18 protein-coding genes, 1 pseudogene and 1 riboswitch are annotated in these 18,283 nt (G+C 35.0%); of the genes and pseudogenes, 17 read left to right on the top strand and 2 right to left on the bottom strand.

Annotation, left to right across the window (positions count from 1 at the left end; translation table 11 throughout):
• Positions 1 to 10 precede the first annotated feature (10 nt).
• Positions 11 to 718: an IspD/TarI family cytidylyltransferase gene (locus FYJ58_RS01835; protein WP_154516419.1), complete on the top strand. Its 708-nt coding sequence runs from the start codon at positions 11 to 13 to the stop codon at positions 716 to 718.
• A 2-nt stretch (positions 719 to 720) separates the two neighbouring features.
• Complete coding sequence (locus FYJ58_RS01830) at positions 721 to 1,746, top strand: ribitol-5-phosphate dehydrogenase (protein WP_154516416.1); 1,026 nt, start codon at positions 721 to 723, stop codon at positions 1,744 to 1,746.
• A 61-nt stretch (positions 1,747 to 1,807) separates the two neighbouring features.
• Here FYJ58_RS01830 and FYJ58_RS01825 read toward each other — a convergent pair whose 3' ends face one another.
• The gene (locus FYJ58_RS01825; RefSeq protein ID WP_154516413.1) at positions 1,808 to 2,722 is read right to left on the bottom strand and encodes a DUF2156 domain-containing protein; all 915 of its coding nucleotides are present in this window, start codon (positions 2,720 to 2,722) and stop codon (positions 1,808 to 1,810) included.
• A gap of 29 nt (positions 2,723 to 2,751) precedes the next feature.
• Positions 2,752 to 4,590 carry a translational GTPase TypA gene (typA, locus tag FYJ58_RS01820; RefSeq protein ID WP_154516410.1) on the bottom strand — a complete coding sequence of 613 codons (1,839 nt, stop codon included), beginning with the start codon at positions 4,588 to 4,590 and terminating at the stop codon, positions 2,752 to 2,754.
• 386 nt (positions 4,591 to 4,976) lie between these two features.
• Between typA and FYJ58_RS01815 the strand changes: the two genes are divergently transcribed.
• From FYJ58_RS01815 to FYJ58_RS01750, 15 genes and pseudogenes are all read left to right on the top strand, one after another.
• Positions 4,977 to 5,606, top strand: coding sequence for a single-stranded DNA-binding protein (locus tag FYJ58_RS01815; RefSeq protein ID WP_154516407.1), 630 nt, complete (start codon positions 4,977 to 4,979; stop codon positions 5,604 to 5,606).
• 332 nt (positions 5,607 to 5,938) lie between these two features.
• Positions 5,939 to 6,436 (top strand): cob(I)yrinic acid a,c-diamide adenosyltransferase, encoded by a 498-nt coding sequence (locus FYJ58_RS01810; protein WP_154516404.1) that lies wholly within the window; start codon positions 5,939 to 5,941, stop codon positions 6,434 to 6,436.
• Between the two features lie 63 nt (positions 6,437 to 6,499).
• Positions 6,500 to 6,677, top strand: a riboswitch (Lysine riboswitch).
• Positions 6,678 to 6,829: 152 nt separating this feature from the next.
• A complete protein-coding gene (gene dapA, locus FYJ58_RS01805; RefSeq protein WP_154516401.1) occupies positions 6,830 to 7,717 on the top strand; it encodes a 4-hydroxy-tetrahydrodipicolinate synthase in 888 nt (295 codons plus the stop codon).
• A gap of 26 nt (positions 7,718 to 7,743) precedes the next feature.
• On the top strand, positions 7,744 to 7,926 hold the full coding sequence (locus FYJ58_RS15285; RefSeq protein WP_334296394.1) for a helix-turn-helix domain-containing protein: 183 nt from the start codon (positions 7,744 to 7,746) through the stop codon (positions 7,924 to 7,926).
• Positions 7,904 to 8,143, top strand: a pseudogene (locus FYJ58_RS01800) (RNA-guided endonuclease InsQ/TnpB family protein); the annotation flags it as partial. The gene FYJ58_RS15285 and the pseudogene FYJ58_RS01800, both read left to right, overlap by 23 nt.
• An 81-nt stretch (positions 8,144 to 8,224) precedes the next feature.
• A complete protein-coding gene (gene dapB / locus FYJ58_RS01795) occupies positions 8,225 to 8,983 on the top strand; it encodes a 4-hydroxy-tetrahydrodipicolinate reductase (protein WP_154516398.1) in 759 nt (252 codons plus the stop codon).
• A 327-nt stretch (positions 8,984 to 9,310) separates the two neighbouring features.
• The gene (locus FYJ58_RS01790; RefSeq protein ID WP_154516395.1) at positions 9,311 to 9,607 is read left to right on the top strand and encodes a hypothetical protein; all 297 of its coding nucleotides are present in this window, start codon (positions 9,311 to 9,313) and stop codon (positions 9,605 to 9,607) included.
• A gap of 77 nt (positions 9,608 to 9,684) precedes the next feature.
• The gene (locus FYJ58_RS01785; RefSeq protein WP_154516392.1) at positions 9,685 to 10,683 is read left to right on the top strand and encodes a metal ABC transporter substrate-binding protein; all 999 of its coding nucleotides are present in this window, start codon (positions 9,685 to 9,687) and stop codon (positions 10,681 to 10,683) included.
• Between the two features lie 11 nt (positions 10,684 to 10,694).
• Positions 10,695 to 11,405, top strand: a complete 711-nt coding sequence (locus tag FYJ58_RS01780) for a metal ABC transporter ATP-binding protein (protein WP_154516389.1) — start codon at positions 10,695 to 10,697, stop codon at positions 11,403 to 11,405.
• Positions 11,398 to 12,252, top strand: coding sequence for a metal ABC transporter permease (locus FYJ58_RS01775; protein WP_154516386.1), 855 nt, complete (start codon positions 11,398 to 11,400; stop codon positions 12,250 to 12,252). The genes FYJ58_RS01780 and FYJ58_RS01775 overlap by 8 nt, the downstream gene beginning before the upstream one ends.
• A complete protein-coding gene (locus FYJ58_RS01770; protein WP_154516383.1) occupies positions 12,249 to 12,809 on the top strand; it encodes a hypothetical protein in 561 nt (186 codons plus the stop codon). Before FYJ58_RS01775 ends, FYJ58_RS01770 begins: the two co-directional genes overlap by 4 nt.
• 496 nt (positions 12,810 to 13,305) lie before the next feature.
• Entirely contained in the window at positions 13,306 to 13,872 is a 567-nt protein-coding gene (locus tag FYJ58_RS01765) for a glycerol-3-phosphate responsive antiterminator (RefSeq protein ID WP_154516380.1), read from the top strand.
• Between the two features lie 16 nt (positions 13,873 to 13,888).
• Positions 13,889 to 15,385, top strand: a complete 1,497-nt coding sequence (gene glpK, locus FYJ58_RS01760) for a glycerol kinase GlpK (RefSeq protein ID WP_154516377.1) — start codon at positions 13,889 to 13,891, stop codon at positions 15,383 to 15,385.
• Between the two features lie 174 nt (positions 15,386 to 15,559).
• A complete protein-coding gene (locus tag FYJ58_RS01755) occupies positions 15,560 to 16,999 on the top strand; it encodes an NAD(P)/FAD-dependent oxidoreductase (RefSeq protein ID WP_154516374.1) in 1,440 nt (479 codons plus the stop codon).
• An 18-nt stretch (positions 17,000 to 17,017) separates the two neighbouring features.
• Positions 17,018 to 18,283, top strand: coding sequence for an NAD(P)/FAD-dependent oxidoreductase (locus tag FYJ58_RS01750; RefSeq protein ID WP_154516371.1), 1,266 nt, complete (start codon positions 17,018 to 17,020; stop codon positions 18,281 to 18,283).

Below are 18,283 nucleotides of genomic sequence, written 5' to 3'. Positions count from 1 at the left end.
GGAGGAAATTATGATTTTTGGAGTAATTCTGGCGGGAGGAATTGGAAGTAGAATGGGAAATGTAGAAAAACCAAAACAATTCCTGACTGTGGGGGAGAAACCAATTATCATTCATACAATTGAAAAATTCTATGTGAATGACAGTTTTGAAAAGTTGATAGTATTGTGTCCAGCTCAGTGGGTTAGTCACACAAAAAATTTAGTGAAAAAATATTTAAAGGATGAAGACAGGATTGTTGTAATTGAAGGTGGCTCTACTAGAAATGAAACCATTATGAATTCAATTCGTTATATTGAAGAAAATTACACATTGGATGATGATACAATTATTGTTACCCATGATTCTGTGCGTCCATTTGTTACTTATCGTATTATTGAGGATAACATTCGTTATGCTTTAGAATATGGTGCGTGTGATACCGTTATTCCGGCTACTGATACAATTGTAGAAAGTGACGACTCTAATATAATAGCTTCAGTTCCAGACCGTTCTAAAATGTACCAGGGACAGACACCTCAATCGTTTAAGGCAAAGAAACTAAAAGATATGTATAATGCTTTGACAGAAGAGGAAAAAGAAATATTAACAGATGCGGCAAAGATTTTTGTCATAAAGGGAGAACCTGTTTATTTAGTAGAGGGAGAAGTATTTAATATTAAAATAACTTATCCATATGATTTGAGAGTGGCAGAAACACTTATAGAAGGAGATAAATAAAAATGCTTAATACAGTATATCGGTTAGTTGCACCAAGGCGTTTTGAAGTTGCATTTAGTGATATTGATTTATTTAGTGGAGAGATTGTAGTCAGACCGACACATTTATCTATCTGTCATGCTGACCAAAGATATTATCAAGGAGTCAGACCGGCTGAAATTCTTGCAAAAAAATTGCCAATGGCGTTGATTCATGAAGGAATTGGTGAAGTTGTATATGATCCAAAAGGAGAATATAAACCGGGTGAGGCAGTTGTAATGATTCCGAATACACCAACAGAAGTGGATAATGTAATTGCTGAAAATTATCTCCGTAGCAGCAAATTCCGTGCCAGTGGTTTTGATGGTTTCATGCAGGACAATGTGGCAATGGGAAGAGATCGTCTTGTTCGTCTTCCAGATGGAATTGATAAGACAGTTGCAGCATTTACAGAGTTGGTATCGGTTAGTGTTCATGCGTTGAGAAGACTCGATTCAATTGCACATCAGAGAAGAAATGCAGTCGGAATCTGGGGAGATGGAAACCTTGGTTACATTACAGCAACGTTTTTTAAAGCAATGTTTCCAGATACGAAATTATACATTTTTGGTGTAACAGAGGAAAAATTAGCTGGTTTCACATTTGCAGACGATACCTTTAATGTAAAAGATATTCCGGAAGATTTAAGAATTGATCATGCAATTGAATGTGTAGGAGGAGCAGCTTCTCAGAAAGCAATTGACCAGATTATCGATCACATTCATCCAGAAGGTACAATTTCATTATTAGGTGTTTCTGAATATCCGGTTCCTATTAACACACGTATGGTACTGGAAAAAGGATTACGTCTTTTTGGAAGCAGTCGCAGTGGTAGAGATGATTTTCAAAAAACAGTTGATATGTATGTAAGTAATCCGGAAATTCTTGGATATTTAAGCAATTTAGTAGGTGCTCAGATAGAAGTATCTTCCATTAAAGATATGACAAGGGCATTTGAAATGGATATCCAGAAAGTAATGGGAAAAACAATTATGATTTGGAATAAATAAGCTATAGATGAATAAGAGTTTGGTACAGAAGCAAAATTACTTTGTACCAAACTCTTAGTTTTTATTTTTCTCGTATTACATATTTGGTTTCTAAACGTATTGGTTTATAAGAAAGTTTGGATTTACGAAGACCCTCCTGCCCTAGGTCATCTTCACGGTTTACAAATTCAGCTTCCGGGAATTCATGAATCAGAAATTGCTGATTGATATAATTGTATAAACCTCGGAAGTTTGGATTGGCTTTTTCTATATGAATATAAGCATATTTTGTATTAGGATTATAGCTCCCGATAGAATAAGCTTCCAGCTTACCATCGATATAAATTCCGCCTAATTTACAATCCAAAAGAAAACAATTATCAAAAATCCGGTGAACGCCGTCTTCTTCACTTCGTATACTGTTAAAATGGTCTGTTAAGGTTCGTTCTTTTAACCATTCCTCGTGAAATTGTTCAATTTCATCCATATTCCGGCAGGAAAGAGTAGAATACTCAAATCGTCCGGCATATTCCTTTAAAAAAGCATTTACATGGTTTTTTTTCTTATGATAAGCCTTTCCGCTTAATGTGCGTAATTTGTCAGCAGAATAGATATAATCCGATGAATCACGGTCTTCTTCAAATGTAAATTCATCTAAAAAACGTGGAGATTGTTTCATTACAGATAAAAATGTTTCATCTGCAAGGTACATAATCATCGGAAGTTTTAATTCTTCATTAAAGTATTGCTTGATTGCCCAAAAGGTGGATTCGATATCTTCTACACGGCAGTAAGGCATCATCGTAGAACGTCGTTTGTATACATCAATTAGAAAATAAAGATAAGAATCTGTTTTAATATACTCTGTATTATAGTATTCAGACCAGATAAATTGATTTAAAAACTGCCCTTCGCTAGTATAGATAGGACGAAGAGCAGCGTATTTCCTCAATTCTGACTGGCTAAATGCGGTTATGCTATTTAAACTTACAGTCATAATTCACCTTCCTTATAAAGTGAGAGGGGTTATTTGTTGTTACTATTACGTTTTGCACGCATTCTTTGCGTTGGATCTAAAATTTTCTTACGAATACGCAGGCTCTCAGGTGTTACTTCCAAGTATTCATCAGTATCAATATATTCAAGTGCCTGCTCTAAGCTTAATACTCTAGGTGGGGTTAATTTCAAAGCATCATCAGAACCGGAAGCACGAGTATTTGTCAACTGCTTTCTTTTACATACATTTACTTCAATATCTTCAGCTTTTCCATTTTGCCCTACAATCATACCACCATATACTTTTTCACCGGGTCCTACAAATAATGTACCACGTTCTTGGGCATTAAACAAGCCATAAGTGATTGTTTCACCAGATTCAAAGGCAATAAGAGAACCTTGTTTTCTATATTGAATATCACCCTTGTATGGACCATATTCTTCAAAAACAGTATTAATAATACCATTTCCTTTTGTATCTGTCATGAATTCACCACGATAACCGATTAAACCACGGGAAGGAATTAAAAATTCGAGTCTTGTATATCCGCCATTTGCCATTGACATACCTTGTAATTCACCTTTGCGCTGGCTTAATTTTTCGATAACATTACCTGCAAATTCTTCTGGAACATCAACATAAGCACGTTCCATTGGTTCTAATTTTTTATTTCTTTCGTCATATTTATATAGGACTTCTGCCTTGCTGACAGCAAATTCATAGCCTTCACGACGCATATTTTCAATTAGTACAGACAAGTGGAGTTCTCCACGTCCTGATACTTTAAAGCAGTCTGCACTTTCTGTTTCTTCAACACGAAGACTAACATCTGTATTTAATTCACGGAATAAGCGGTCTCTTAAATGGCGAGAAGTTACAAATTTTCCCTCTTGCCCTGCAAGTGGAGAATCATTTACCAAGAAATCCATAGAAATCGTTGGTTCTGAAATTTTTTGGAATGGAATTGGTTCAGGATTATCCGGGGAACAAATTGTGTCACCAATGTGGATATCTGTGATACCGGATACGGCCACAATTGAACCAAATTTTGCTTCGGTAACTTCTACTTTTTTAAGACCATCAAATTCGTATAATTTACTAATCTTAACCTTTTGGAACTTGTCCGGATCATGTTCGTTTACAAGAACAACATCCTGGTTTACGCGAAGACTTCCATTATCAATTTTACCAACACCGATTCGACCAACGTAGTCATTGTAATCAATTGTACTGATTAACATTTGTGTATCTGCTTCCGGGTCACCTTCAGGTGCAGGTATATAATCAAGAATTGTTTCAAATAATGGCTGCATATTTTCAGGTGTTTGATTTAAATCCAGGCAAGCTACACCGGATTTTGCAGAAGCAAATACGAAAGGACAATCAAGTTGTTCTTCATTTGCATCTAAATCAATGAAAAGTTCCAGTACTTCATCAATGACCTCGTTAGGGCGAGCTTCCGGACGGTCAATTTTATTGATACATACAATAACAGGAAGCTCCAGCTCTAATGCTTTCTTTAAAACAAATTTAGTCTGAGGCATAGCTCCCTCAAAAGCATCTACTACTAGAATAACACCATTTACCATTTTTAATACACGCTCTACTTCGCCACCGAAGTCAGCATGTCCGGGTGTATCGATGATATTAATTTTAGTATCCTTATAATAAACGGCTGTATTTTTGGAAAGAATTGTAATTCCACGTTCTCTTTCAATATCGTTGGAATCCATGACTCTCTCAACAACAGCTTGATTGCTACGAAATACTCCGCTCTGTTTTAATAATTCGTCAACCAATGTAGTTTTACCATGGTCTACATGGGCAATAATAGCAATATTACGAATATCTTCTCTTTTTTGTTTCATTTTATTTCTCCTATCAATTGCTGTTGGGGGTTACCCGTTCACGTACAACTGATTAATTATATCACATCTTTGAAAATTTGCAAGTTTTAAGTTTTGTCTGTTCTTATTATTATGCACTTTGCTATTAAAAAGGGAATACGACTTATAACGAGTGCCATTCTTTGCATGAAAAAATAAATTAGAATGTAATATTATATAAAAATCATGGGAAATATTGTTAGAAATAATAATTGAAATAATAGCAGTTGTTTGATAGAATGAATCAAATGTTTTAAAATGTAGAAAAAGGGGGATGAAAATTTATTCTATTTTTATATTTTTTTACATATATATATTAATGACAAAATATAAAAATACATATTCGAAAAAAGAGAGGAGTCATACATATGACAGATAAAGTATTTGATAACAATCAGGTAAACATTTCAGGAAAGGTAGTAAGTGAATTCCGTTATAGTCATGACGTGTTTGGGGAAGGATTTTATTTACTGGATGTTGAAGTGAATCGTTTGAGTGATTCTTATGATATCATTCCACTTATGATATCGGAACGGTTAATTGATGTAAGTAAAGATTATAGAGGGGAGATTATTGAAGCAAGTGGTCAATTCCGTTCTTATAATCGTCATGAAGAATCAAAAAACAAGTTAGTATTATCCGTATTTGTAAGAGAAATTAGGGTATGTGAAGAGGGATATGAGAGTAGTAAACCTAATTTTATCTATTTAGACGGGTATATTTGCAAAACACCAGTATATAGAAAGACGCCTCTTGGAAGAGAAATTGCAGATTTATTGCTGGCGGTTAATCGTCCATATGGAAAATCAGATTATATACCTTGTATCTCATGGGGAAGAAATGCAAGATATGCAGAAAAGTTTGAAGTAGGAGGACATTTGCGTATTTGGGGAAGAATTCAAAGTAGAGAATACCAAAAGAAAATATCAGAAACTGAGGTAGAAAAGAGAGTTGCCTATGAAGTTTCTGTTAGCAAATTAGAATATTTAGAAGAATAGTAAGGAGATAATAAGAGCATATAAATGATGTCGGGGTCAAAAGATATTTTGCCCCTTGATACCTACGGATGACTATGCACTTTGTGCTCCCGTCATCCTAAAAACATTCGAAATCCGCCCTGTCCAGGCTACTTTCTCATGTTTTTGCGGGTCGCAAAGCCATGTTTTTTCATGCCAGCATGAAAAACATGACCTTTTGACCCTGGTATCATATAAATAAAAGAATAGCTTTTTCTTGGGAATGGTGCTATAATAACTTTCGTATGAGGAAATTGTTATAGCAAAACCATATTTTCTCTTTATTGATGGGAAGAGAAAAAGGAGGGAATAAAATGAGTAATACAAAGGTACGAATATACTATGGACAGGGTGAGGGAAAGACTTCTTCTGCCATTGGTCTTTGTATAAAAGAAGCCAGTCTTGGACGCTGTGTTATTATCATACAATTTCTGAAGGGGAAAGGTTTAGAAGAAGTTAAATTTTTAAACCGTTTAGAACCTGAGATTAAGCTATTCCGTTTTGAAAAAGAAGAAGAAGGTTATTGTAATCTGTCAGACGAAGAAAAAAATGAAGAAAAACGGAATATTATTAATGGATTTAATTTTGCTAAAAAGGTAATTGAGACAAGAGAGTGTGATTTGCTTGTATTAGATGAGGTTCTTGGACTATTAGATTTAGAAATTATATCAAAAGAAGAATTGATAAGCTTGATTGAGCTTAAAGAGGAAGATTTTGGTTTAATTCTTACTGGGCAAAAGCTTCCGGACGAGTTGATTTCCCATGCGGATGTTGTGACAGAATTCAGAACAGTAAAAGAGAACAACGAATGAATAATTATGAAAAGAATTTGAATTTTAAGTTGACAAACAGATTACACAATGTTAGTATATACTAAAATTGGTAGAGGTGCATTGTACAAATAGTATGTTATTGGATATGTTCAGGCATAGATGAGAATGGCAGAAAGGTGGCAATGCCGAAGGTAGATAGACCTGAATTTTATCGTTCCTGGGGGTATGGTGAAGAACCATATCACTGTCATCAATCGTTTGATGGAGTGCTACCTAAAGAGGTGTAAGTTTTCATAATAGAATGTATAATTATTAGTGTGATACGCAGTCTAATAATATACAACTGTTGAGGATTAATTAGCATGTTCTTTAGGGGTCGGCCATCGGTCGACTTTTTTGTTTGCAGTTTATTATTTTTAGGAGGAAAAGTAAATGGCTATATTTACAGGATCAGGTGTTGCATTGGTAACACCAATGAAAGAAAATGGAGCAATCAATTTTGAAAAATTAGAGGAGTTAGTTGAATACCATGTAAAGAATAGCACAGACGCTATTATTGTCTGTGGAACAACAGGAGAGGCTTCAACAATAACTGTAAAAGAACATAAAGAAACAATAAAGGCATGTATTGATTTTGCAAAGAAACGTATTCCGATTATTGCAGGTACAGGTTCAAACTGTACCCAAAGTGCAATTGATATGTCGATGGAGGCAGAAAAATATGGTGCAGACGGTTTGTTGTGTGTAACACCATATTATAACAAAGCAACACAGAATGGTTTAATTGCTCACTATACAGCAATAGCTAAATCAGTTAAGCTTCCAATCATATTATATAGTGTAGCAAGTAGAACGGGGGTAAATATTGCACCTCAGACGGTAGCGACACTATATAAAAATGTAGAAAATATTGTTGCGATTAAAGAAGCAAGTGGAAATATTTCACAAGTTGCAGAAATTATGAACTTAACAGATGGAAAAATAGATTTATATTCTGGTAATGATGACCAGATTGTACCCGTTTTATCATTAGGTGGAAAAGGTGTTATTTCTGTTTTGGCGAATGTAGTACCAAAAGAAACCCATGATATTGTTACTTATTATTTGGAAGGACGTACAAAAGAAAGCTTACAATTACAATTAAAATATTTACCATTAGTCAAAGCATTATTTAGTGAGGTAAATCCAATTCCGGTTAAGAAAGCATTGAATTTGATGGGAATGGAAGTTGGCTCCCTGCGGCTTCCACTGACAGAAATGGAAGCAACGCATGTTCCAAAGCTCGAGGAGGAATTGAAAAAAGCAGGACTGCTTAACTGATAAACAAAATAAAAACAATTCGAATCATGTTGCTACCAAACAATAAGCAAAAGACGAAATTATTCCAATATGTCAATACGGCCAGATTTGCTTATAACTGGGCTTTGAGTAGAGAGCAAGAGAATTATAAGAATGGTGGTAAGTTTATCCCGGACGGCGACTTGCGAAAATCGTTTTGCTCTTCCATCAAACGAAGGCATTGGAATTGATTTAGGAATGAAAGATTTAGCGATCTGTTCGGATGGGCATAAGTATCAGAATATAAATAAAACTCAAAAAGTAAAGAAACTAGAGAAAAGAAAATGCAGGTTACAGCGTTCCATATCAAGAAGATATGGGAAAAATAAGAAAGGAGAAAATTACTGTAAAACAAGTAACCTTATAAAAAGTGAACAAGAACCAAGCTTTATTTGTATCGAAGATTTGTACGGATACGTTAGTTCGGAATTAGTAGGAATGAAATATAAAAGGTTATAACTTTTTATAAGTTTTCAGTAACGGTACATTATGACAAGAATAATCATGCACGGTTGTAATGGTGCTATGGGGCAGACAATTACAAGAATCGTAAAGGAAGACGCGGAGGCTGAAATTGTAGCAGGAATTGATATTCATAATACAATGGAAAATGAGTATCCTGTATTTCAAAGTCTTAGCCAATGTGATATCGAAGCCGATGTAATCATTGATTTTGCTGCGGCGGTTGCCGTTGATTCGTTATTAGATAATGCAATTGTAAAAAGATTGCCTATTGTATTATGTACAACAGGTTTAACAGAGGAACAATTAAAAAAAGTAAAGCAATGCAGTAATTTAATACCTATTTTAAAGTCTGCAAATATGTCTTTGGGAATCAATATGCTTCTTAAATTAGTAAAAGAAGCAGTAAGCGTTTTAGCACCGGCTGATTTTGATGTCGAAATTGTGGAAAAGCATCATAATCAGAAAAAGGATGCTCCATCCGGAACGGCATTAGCATTAGCTGATTCTATAAATGAGGTAATGGATGGTCAATATGAATATATGTTTGACCGTTCGACTAGAAATGAAAAACGTGGTAAAAAAGAACTTGGTATTTCTGCAGTGCGAGGCGGAACAATTGTTGGTGAGCATGAAGTAATATTTGCCGGAACTGACGAAGTGATTGAATTTAAGCATACTGCATATTCGAAAGCTGTATTTGCAAAAGGTGCAGTAGCAGCCGCTAAGTTTTTAAAGGGTAGAAGACCTGGATTTTATGACATGAGCGATGTTGTGAGAATTTAATATATTAAAAAAATAGACTGAAGAGTATTAAAAATGCTGTTTATCCGAAGCAGGCTGTTTTGAACTGAATTTTAGTTAAACAGCTGTTTGGAGTTTAGGGTGTTTATAGATATTTTTTAGTCTATTTTTTTATAATAATGCTTATGATGGTAAGTGATTGCAATGTAACAGCAGAATAAAAAGTTAGCAATTTTAAATTCTTGACTTTTCTGTGGACTATGTATAAAATAAAAAAATGTAATTTTTATTTTTGTTGTAGTAAAATTGTTTTTAGTGTTCTGTTTGAATTGGGCAAAAACAAGTAATTTATGAGTGGAGGTGTATTTTATGAAAAAGAGTTATAGAATATTAGTATTTCTTATGATTACTTTTTTATTTTTTGAAATAACATTTTCTTACCTTTATATTGCTGAGAACCTGTATCATGATTGTTCTGGAGAAAATTGTCCAATTTGTATGCATATTGATGAGGCTTCGCAATTTATTTCAAGTATTAAATTAATTCCAATTCTATCGCTATTCCTAGCGATGCTTTGTGTGTTCACACTAATATACACGATTTATAATAATGAGTTCTGTGTAAAACATACCCTTATAACTTTAAAAGTAGAATTACTGGATTAAATAGCTCCATAATCAAAAAGTATGCCAACAGTAGTTGGTATTTTTCGCATACAATTTTTTAGATTATGGAGGTTTTTATGATACAAAAAAATAAAATATTGGTATTGATAGTTGCTCTGATACTTTGTATGGGGCTTGTTTCCGGATGCGGAAAAATAGATTCAAGTGCAGATAAAATGAAAGAAAAAAATAAAATAAGTATTGTTTGCACGAATTTTCCACAATATGACTGGGTTCGGGAAATCATCGGGAAGAATACGGAGCAATTTGATTTAACATTGCTTATGGATGATGGAGTTGACCTGCATAATTATCAACCGACAGCGGGGGATATTGCAAAAGTAGGAGCTTGTGATATTTTTATTTACGTCGGAGGCGAATCGGATGAATGGGTAGAAGATGCTTTGGAAAAAACAACCAATAAAGATATGCAGGTTATTAACTTATTGGAGGTTCTTGGCGCTAATGTGAAAGCGGAAGAAGTTGTAGAAGGAATGCAAAGTGGGGAAGAAGAGGACGAAAAGCAAGAAGAAAGTCTGGAATACGATGAGCATGTTTGGCTATCATTGAAAAATACTAAAATTCTCGTAGATAAAATTACAGAATCTATCGTGAAAATAAATACCAGTCATGAGAAAGAATTTGAACAGAATAGAAATCGCTATATTACTAAAATAGATGAGTTAGATAAAAACTATGAAAATACTGTAAAAGCTTCCACTAATCGGACCATATTATTTGGTGATAGATTTCCATTCCGATATTTGGCAGATGATTATAACATTAAATATTATGCTGCCTTTGCTGGATGCAGTACGGAGACAGAGGCGAGCTTTGAAACAATTACATTTTTAGCTAAAAAAGTAGATGAGTTAGAATTATCTTCTGTTTTAGTAATTGAAAATTCTAATCAAAAAATTGCAGACACAATTTGTAAAAATACAAAAGAAAAAAATCAAAAAATTCTTGTTATGAACTCTTTGCAATCTGTTACAAAGGCTGAACTAGAGGGGGACTTTACCTACTTGAATGCAATGGAGGATAATCTTGAAATTTTGAAGCAGGCATTAAATTAGGAGGGGTTGCTATGGCTTATATTAGTTGTAATAATTTAATGCTCGGTTATGCTGGGAAGAAAATAGTATTCAATTTATCTTTTCAGGTGAGAAAGGGTGATTATCTCTGTATTGTAGGAGAAAATGGAATAGGGAAGAGTACTTTGGTAAAGACTCTGTTACATTTACAAGAACCATTAGGAGGAACAATTGACATAGATGATGGTTTAATGCCATATGAAATTGGGTATCTTCCCCAACAGACAATTATACAGAAAGATTTTCCTGCTTCTGCATGGGAGATTGTTTTGTCTGGAACACTCTCTAAATGTGGAAGAAAGCTTTTTTATGGAGAAAGAGAGAAAGAAATTGCCAGAAAAAATATGGAAAAAATGGATATATGGCAGGTTCGTCATAAGTGTTACCGCAATCTTTCTGGTGGACAACAGCAAAGGATATTACTTGCAAGAGCATTGTGCGCCACAAGTAAATTGCTATTATTAGATGAACCGGTTTCTGGACTGGATCCTAAAGTCACTGCTGATTTCTATAATCTAGTGAAAGAGCTGAATGAAGAAGGAATTTCTGTTATAATGGTGTCCCATGATATACAGGCAATTGATTATGCAAGTCACATACTTCACATCGAAAAGAAAAATTCTTTTTTTGGTACGAGAGAAGAATATTTGCAAAGTAACAAGTGTAAACTCTTTCAGAACGCGGAGGCAGTGAATTATGAGTGATGTTATAGAAAAAATTTTATTTTATATGGAATATCCATTTGTTCGATATGCACTTGTTGCAGGGATATTAATTGCGTTGTGTTCTTCTTTGCTAGGAGTTACATTGGTTCTTAAGCGTTTTTCATTTATTGGAGATGGACTTTCTCATGTAGCATTTGGGGCAATGGCTGTCGCAACAGTTTTCAAGCTGGCAAATGATACTTTACTTATTATGCCGATAACTGTGATAGCAGCAGTTCTTTTGCTCCGTACAGGGCAAAATACAAAATTAAAAGGAGATGCAGCCATTGCTATGCTTTCTGTTGGTGCTTTGGCAATTGGATATCTTGTACTAAATTTGTTTTCGACTTCTGCCAACATAACTGGTGATGTTTGTAGTACATTATTTGGTTCAACTTCAATTTTGACACTTACAGTCAAGGAAGTATGGTTATGTGTAATTATGTCGGTTGTGGTAATTGCTTTTTATTGTCTGTTCTATAATCGGATTTTTGCTGTTACCTTTGATGAGAATTTCACGAAGGCAATCGGAAAGAATGTAACGGTTTATAATTTAATGATTGCGATTATAACTGCTGTTATTATTGTATTGGCAATGAATCTCGTTGGTTCTCTTTTAATTTCTGCACTAATTATATTTCCTGCTTTATCAGCGATGCGAATGATTGCGAATTTTAAGGGGGTAGTGATAGCTTCTACTATTATTTCTGTTATGTGCACACTGATTGGTATGATAGTGTCCATCGTATTTTCAACCCCAGTAGGTTCTACAATTGTGGCAGCAGATATTGTGGTATTTTTTCTTTGCTGTATCATTGGAAGAATATGTGGTGGTAATACGGCATGAAAGACATAAAATTAACATATATGATTTTTATTCTTGTTTTGTGTCTTGCCAGCTGTGGTAATAAGGACAGCAGACTTGATACGAAAGGAAGGAGTATAGAATCAGGTAAAGAAGTATCTCAGGATACAGTAAATTCTAAGACAGAAATGGTTCTTTCTGAAGAGAGTAGTATATCAGATGAAAGAAAAAGTGAGCCGAAAATAGATTATGATTTAACTGTGATGGGAAGTGATATGGTATATGCTACTATCTATCAGTTTATGGTAAATCCAGATGAATATGAAGGAAAGAAAATTAGAATACAGGGAACTTATGCATCTACTTATGATAAAAACACAAAGAAATATTACCATTACTGCGTTGTACAAGATGCAGCTGCATGTTGTGTTCAAGGAATGGAATTTATATGGGATAATGGGAGCCACATTTATCCTGATGAATATCCGAATGAGAAAACGAAAATTATTGTTACTGGATTTTTTGAAACCTATCGTGAAAAAGGCGATAGTTATTTGTATTGTAGATTAAAAGATGCTATGATGGAAGTTATGAAATAGAGCTTTTGTATCTAATTGATATACATAAGCATGCTCAAAAGAGAGATATAATAGGAATCTTTCAGTTGATTTTTATTGTATCTCTTTTATTGATATTGTGAGTCGTTTAAAAACTATATTTTATAAGTTTGTTATATTACACTTTTTTTGGTTATTTTTCTAAACTTAGATGGCTGGAATAATAATATGAATTAGATTGATAAGCCACTTCTGAAATTAGAAGAAAATAACAAAAAATAATTATATTTGATTCTATTTTTATTGAATAGGAGAATGTAAAATAAAAAAAACAGCAAAAGAAAATGGAAAACTGCATAATAAAGCATTGGATATAAAAAAAAATATATTGAAATATAACAAATAAAATGGTATACTATGTATATGATACATAGACGCCTTGGAGAAGAGAGCAGGCTAATAAGTAGTATTGGGGGAATTACTGTTTATTAGTTGACTCTTTTTTTATGTGTCGAATTGAAGATTGAGGTGAAGTAATATGGCAAATCGTTTGTTAGAATCCATTGAAGAAAATCCAGTGATAGCAGCGGTAAAAGATTTTGAAGGTTTAGAGGAATGCCTGCATACAGATGTGTCAATTGTATTTGTTCTATTTGGAGACATCTGTAATATTGGAGAAATTGTAGAAAAAATTAAGGAAGCAGGTAAAATGGCTATTGTGCATGTGGATTTGATTGTTGGTCTTGGCGGAAAGGAAGTAAGCATTGATTTCATAAAAAAGACGACAAAAACGGATGGAATTATAACAACAAGACAGGCATTAATCAAGCATGCAAAAGAAGTAGGATTATTTACGATTTTACGTTTTTTTGTAATCGATTCCATTTCGCTTATGAATATCGAAAAGCAGAAAAATATGGTACAGCCGGATATTATTGAAATTTTGCCTGGAGTGATGCCAAAGATTATAAAGAAAATAAGTGAAATCAGCAGTGTTCCTGTTATTGCAGGAGGACTGGTTACAGATAAAGAGGATGTAATTGGGGCACTTTCAAATGGTGCATTTGGAATATCATCGACTCGAAAAGAAGTGTGGGGAATGTAAAAGGAGGCATTGATCGATGAAAAAATATGTAATGGCACTTGATGCCGGAACAACGAGTAATCGTTGTATTCTATTTAATGAGAAGGGGGAAATATGTAGTATTGCACAAAAGGAATTTACCCAGTATTTTCCAAAACCGGGATGGGTTGAGCATGATGCCAATGAAATCTGGTCAACCCAATTAGGCGTTGCAGTTGAGGCAATGTCAAAGATTGGGGCAACAGCGAAAGATATTGCAGCAATTGGCATTACAAATCAGAGAGAAACAACAATTGTATGGGATAAAGAAACAGGAGAACCAATTTATCATGCAATTGTATGGCAGTGCAGACGAACTTCTGGGTATTGCGACTCTTTAATTGATAAAGGTCTTACAGAAAAGTTTAGGGAAAAAACGGGATTAATTATTGATGCTTATTTTTCTGGTACAAAACTTCGATGGATTCTTGAGCATGTAGAGGGAGCCAGAGAAAAAGCAGAAGCAGGGAAATTATTATTTGGAACGGTTGAAACGTGGCTGATTTGGAAACTGACAAAAGGAAAGGTTCATGTGACAGACTATTCGAATGCTTCCCGAACGATGCTATTTAACATCAAAGAGTTAAAATGGGATAAAGAAATATTAGAAGAGCTTAATATTCCGGAATGTATGCTTCCGGAGGTAAAGCCATCAAGCTGTGTATATGGCGAGGCGAATTCCAGTTATTTTGGTGGAGCAATTCCAATTGGAGGAGCAGCAGGTGACCAGCAGTCGGCATTATTTGGTCAGACTTGTTTTACAGAAGGAGAAGCAAAAAATACTTATGGAACAGGGTGCTTTTTATTGATGAATACCGGTGAAAAACCGGTTTACTCCAGGAATGGATTAGTAACAACAATTGCATGGGGGCTAGATGGAAAAGTTAGTTACGCGTTGGAAGGTTCCATCTTTGTAGCAGGTGCCGCAATTCAGTGGTTGAGAGATGAACTTAAGTTAATTGAGTCGGCACAGGATTCGGAATATATGGCAAAAAAGGTAAAAGATACTCATGGCTGTTATGTTGTACCGGCATTTACGGGTCTTGGGGCACCACATTGGGACCAGTATGCAAGAGGTACCATTGTTGGAATTACAAGAGGAGTCAACAAGTATCATATTATCCGTGCAACACTAGAATCAATGGCTTATCAGGTTAATGATGTAATAAAAGCGATGCAGACAGACTCTGAAATTGAGCTTAAATCATTGAGAGTAGACGGCGGAGCAAGTCAAAATAACTTCCTGATGCAGTTTCAATCCGATATTATTAACACACCGGTTCATCGACCGGAATGTGTTGAAACAACAGCAAAGGGAGCAGCATATCTTGCGGGACTTGCAGTCGGTTATTGGGAAAGTAAAGAAGACGTTTTAAAAAATTGTCGTGTAAGCGAAGTTTTTGAACCGGAGATTGATGAGAGAAAACGACAGGAATTATTAAAAGGCTGGGAGAAGGCAGTCAAATATTCTTACGGATGGGCAAGAGAAGATTAAAAAAGTAAAAAAGTATTGGGAATTTGGAACGGATTGTAGTATAATATAAGAAACAGGAAAATATGGAATTGCGTGAGAAAAAGAGATGGCAATGAAACAGGTATTGAGATACCTTTCTTTGTCATCTCTTTTTGCGTGGATTTATGAAATAGAAAAAGAAAAGGAGTAACGATTATGTATGATGTTGTAATTATTGGTGCAGGTGTATCCGGCTGTGCAGTGGCAAGAGAACTGTCTAAGTTTCAGGTAAAGGCTTGCGTAGTAGAAAAAGAGGAAGATGTATGTTGTGGTACTTCAAAAGCAAATAGTGCGATTGTACATGCAGGATATGACGCACAAAATGGGAGCTTAATGGCAAGATTAAACGTTCTTGGAAATGAAATGATGGAAAATTTATCAAAAGAATTAGATTTTCCATTTAAACGGAATGGATCTATGGTAGTATGCTTTCGCCCGGAGGATGAAAAAAAATTATATGATTTAATGGAAAATGGAAAGAAAAATGGAGTAAAAGGCTTAAAAATTTTATCAAGAGAAGAAGCTCTTCAATTAGAGCCAAATCTTTCGGACGAAGTTACAAAAGTGTTGTACGCTCCAACCGGTGGAATCGTATGCCCATTTAATCTTACAATTGCGTTAGCTGAGAATGCAAATCAAAATGGAGTTGAATTTAAATTTAATACAGAAGTAATGAATATTATAAAACAAGAAACAGGATATCTCCTTAAAACAAATCAAGGAGAAATAGAATCAAAAGTAATTGTAAATGCGGCAGGAGTTTATGCAGATAAGTTCCATAATATGGTAAGCGAGAAAAAAATGCACATTATTCCTAGACGCGGAGATTATTGCCTGCTTGATAAGTCTGCCGGAACCCATGTATCGCATACTGTTTTTTCTCTACCGGAAAAGAATGGAAAGGGTGTACTTGTAACACCGACGGTTCATGGTAATCTTTTAGTAGGACCAACAGCGATTGATATTGAGGAAAAAGAAGGTACGGCAACGACAAGAGAAGGTCTGGATAAAGTAATAGAAGCCTCCGGAAGATCCGTAAAAAATATTCCAATGCGTCAGGTAATTACATCTTTTGCAGGGCTTCGTGCACATGAAGACCGTCATGAATTTTTTATCGAAGAGCTAAAAGAGGCAAAAGGTTTTGTCGATGTTGCAGGAATTGAATCTCCGGGACTTAGCAGTGCTCCGGCAATTGGCGTTATGGCAGCTGAAATTGTGAAAGATATTTTAGATTTAAAGCAAAATGAGGAATTCCAGGCAGAGAGAAAAGGAATATTAAATCCGGAAACTCTTTCGAAAGAAGAGAGGAAAGAATTAATCCGTAAGAATCCGGCATATGGAAATATTATTTGCCGTTGTGAAATGATAACAGAGGGTGAGATTATTGATTCCATTAAAAGACCGATTGGTGCGAAGTCTTTAGATGGAGTAAAAAGAAGAACCAGAGCCGGAATGGGACGATGTCAGTCGGGATTTTGTTCCCCTAGAACGATGGAAATTTTGGCTAGAGAATTAGAAATGGATATGATGGATGTTACGAAGAGTGGAGGACAATCTAAGCTAATCGTTGGACATATTAAAGAAGAAATTGAATAGAAAGAGAGGAGAGTCTACATGCTTTTGTATGATTTGGTAATCGTTGGAGGAGGTCCTGCCGGTCTTGCGGCAGCAGCTTCTGCAAGAGAAAATGGTGTGGAAAAAATTTTAATTTTAGAACGTGATAAAGAATTGGGGGGAATTTTAAATCAGTGTATTCATAATGGATTCGGACTTCATACATTTAAAGAAGAGTTGACAGGTCCGGAATATGCAGGTCGCTTTATTGAAATTGTAAAAGAATTGGATATTGAATATCGTTTGAATACAATGGTTATGGACATCAGCAAAGATAAGGTAGTAACTGCAATGAACAGAGAAGAAGGTCTGTTTGAGATTCAGGCAAAATCAATCATACTTGCAATGGGCTGCAGAGAACGTTCCAGAGGTGCATTAAATATTCCGGGATATCGTCCGGCAGGAGTTTATTCGGCAGGAACGGCACAACGCCTTGTTAATATGGAAGGCTATATGCCGGGAAAAGAGGTTGTTATTTTAGGTTCAGGCGATATTGGCTTAATTATGGCGAGAAGAATGACTTTAGAAGGTGCTAAGGTAAAAGTAGTTGCAGAATTGATGCCTTATTCCGGTGGATTAAAAAGAAATATTGTTCAGTGTCTGGATGATTTTGGTATTCCTTTGAAACTTAGCCACACAGTAGTTGATATCGATGGAAAAGAGCGTTTAAAAGGAGTTACGTTGGCAGAAGTTGACGAAAGAGGAAAACCAATACAGGGAACCGAGGAATATTATTCTTGTGATACTTTATTATTATCAGTTGGTCTGATTCCGGAGAATGAATTGTCACGTGGAATTGGAATTGAAATGGAGCCTGTGACATCTGGTCCTGTAGTAAATGAAAGTTTAGAAACGAGCATAGAAGGAATATTTGCCTGTGGCAATGTACTGCATGTTCATGATTTGGTCGATTATGTTTCAGAAGAGGCTAAGACAGCAGGAAAGAATGCTTCAAGTTATATTAAGAACCAAAGGGCGAAAGGAAACGAACATAAAATTAATTTAATAGCGACGGAAGGAGTACGGTATACTGTTCCAAAATATATTAATTTAGAGCAGATGGATGACAACTTGACAGTACGCTTTCGTGTAGGCGGTGTCTACAAAAATTCATACATTAGCGTATATTATGACGGAGAACGTATGCTGCATCGAAAAAAAGCGGTTATGGCACCGGGGGAAATGGAACAAATCAAATTAGAAAAAACAAAACTGCAACAATATAAAGACCTAAAAAATATTACCGTAAAGATTGAGGAGGAATAA

It is taken from the genome of Velocimicrobium porci (assembly GCF_009696045.1).
Lineage (GTDB): Bacteria > Bacillota > Clostridia > Lachnospirales > Lachnospiraceae > Velocimicrobium > Velocimicrobium porci.
The sequence above is the reverse complement of the archived record's forward strand: the minus strand, read 5'-3'. Positions and strand labels throughout refer to the sequence as shown.

Bases quoted from the DNA above. Each gene is read 5' to 3' on its own strand.
- FYJ58_RS01750 (WP_154516371.1), top strand. From the start codon at position 17,018: ATGCTTTTGTATGATTTGGTAATCGTTGGAGGAGGTCCTGCCGGTCTT.
- FYJ58_RS01785 (WP_154516392.1), top strand. From the start codon at position 9,685: ATGATACAAAAAAATAAAATATTGGTATTGATAGTTGCTCTGATACTT.
- FYJ58_RS01775 (WP_154516386.1), top strand. From the start codon at position 11,398: ATGAGTGATGTTATAGAAAAAATTTTATTTTATATGGAATATCCATTT.
- FYJ58_RS15285 (WP_334296394.1), top strand. From the start codon at position 7,744: ATGTTGCTACCAAACAATAAGCAAAAGACGAAATTATTCCAATATGTC.
- FYJ58_RS01755 (WP_154516374.1), top strand. From the start codon at position 15,560: ATGTATGATGTTGTAATTATTGGTGCAGGTGTATCCGGCTGTGCAGTG.
- dapB (WP_154516398.1), top strand. From the start codon at position 8,225: ATGACAAGAATAATCATGCACGGTTGTAATGGTGCTATGGGGCAGACA.
- FYJ58_RS01830 (WP_154516416.1), top strand. From the start codon at position 721: ATGCTTAATACAGTATATCGGTTAGTTGCACCAAGGCGTTTTGAAGTT.
- FYJ58_RS01815 (WP_154516407.1), top strand. From the start codon at position 4,977: ATGACAGATAAAGTATTTGATAACAATCAGGTAAACATTTCAGGAAAG.
- FYJ58_RS01790 (WP_154516395.1), top strand. From the start codon at position 9,311: ATGAAAAAGAGTTATAGAATATTAGTATTTCTTATGATTACTTTTTTA.
- FYJ58_RS01835 (WP_154516419.1), top strand. From the start codon at position 11: ATGATTTTTGGAGTAATTCTGGCGGGAGGAATTGGAAGTAGAATGGGA.
- FYJ58_RS01810 (WP_154516404.1), top strand. From the start codon at position 5,939: ATGAGTAATACAAAGGTACGAATATACTATGGACAGGGTGAGGGAAAG.
- FYJ58_RS01770 (WP_154516383.1), top strand. From the start codon at position 12,249: ATGAAAGACATAAAATTAACATATATGATTTTTATTCTTGTTTTGTGT.
- dapA (WP_154516401.1), top strand. From the start codon at position 6,830: ATGGCTATATTTACAGGATCAGGTGTTGCATTGGTAACACCAATGAAA.
- FYJ58_RS01765 (WP_154516380.1), top strand. From the start codon at position 13,306: ATGGCAAATCGTTTGTTAGAATCCATTGAAGAAAATCCAGTGATAGCA.
- typA (WP_154516410.1), bottom strand. From the start codon at position 4,590: ATGAAACAAAAAAGAGAAGATATTCGTAATATTGCTATTATTGCCCAT.
- glpK (WP_154516377.1), top strand. From the start codon at position 13,889: ATGAAAAAATATGTAATGGCACTTGATGCCGGAACAACGAGTAATCGT.
- FYJ58_RS01780 (WP_154516389.1), top strand. From the start codon at position 10,695: ATGGCTTATATTAGTTGTAATAATTTAATGCTCGGTTATGCTGGGAAG.
- FYJ58_RS01825 (WP_154516413.1), bottom strand. From the start codon at position 2,722: ATGACTGTAAGTTTAAATAGCATAACCGCATTTAGCCAGTCAGAATTG.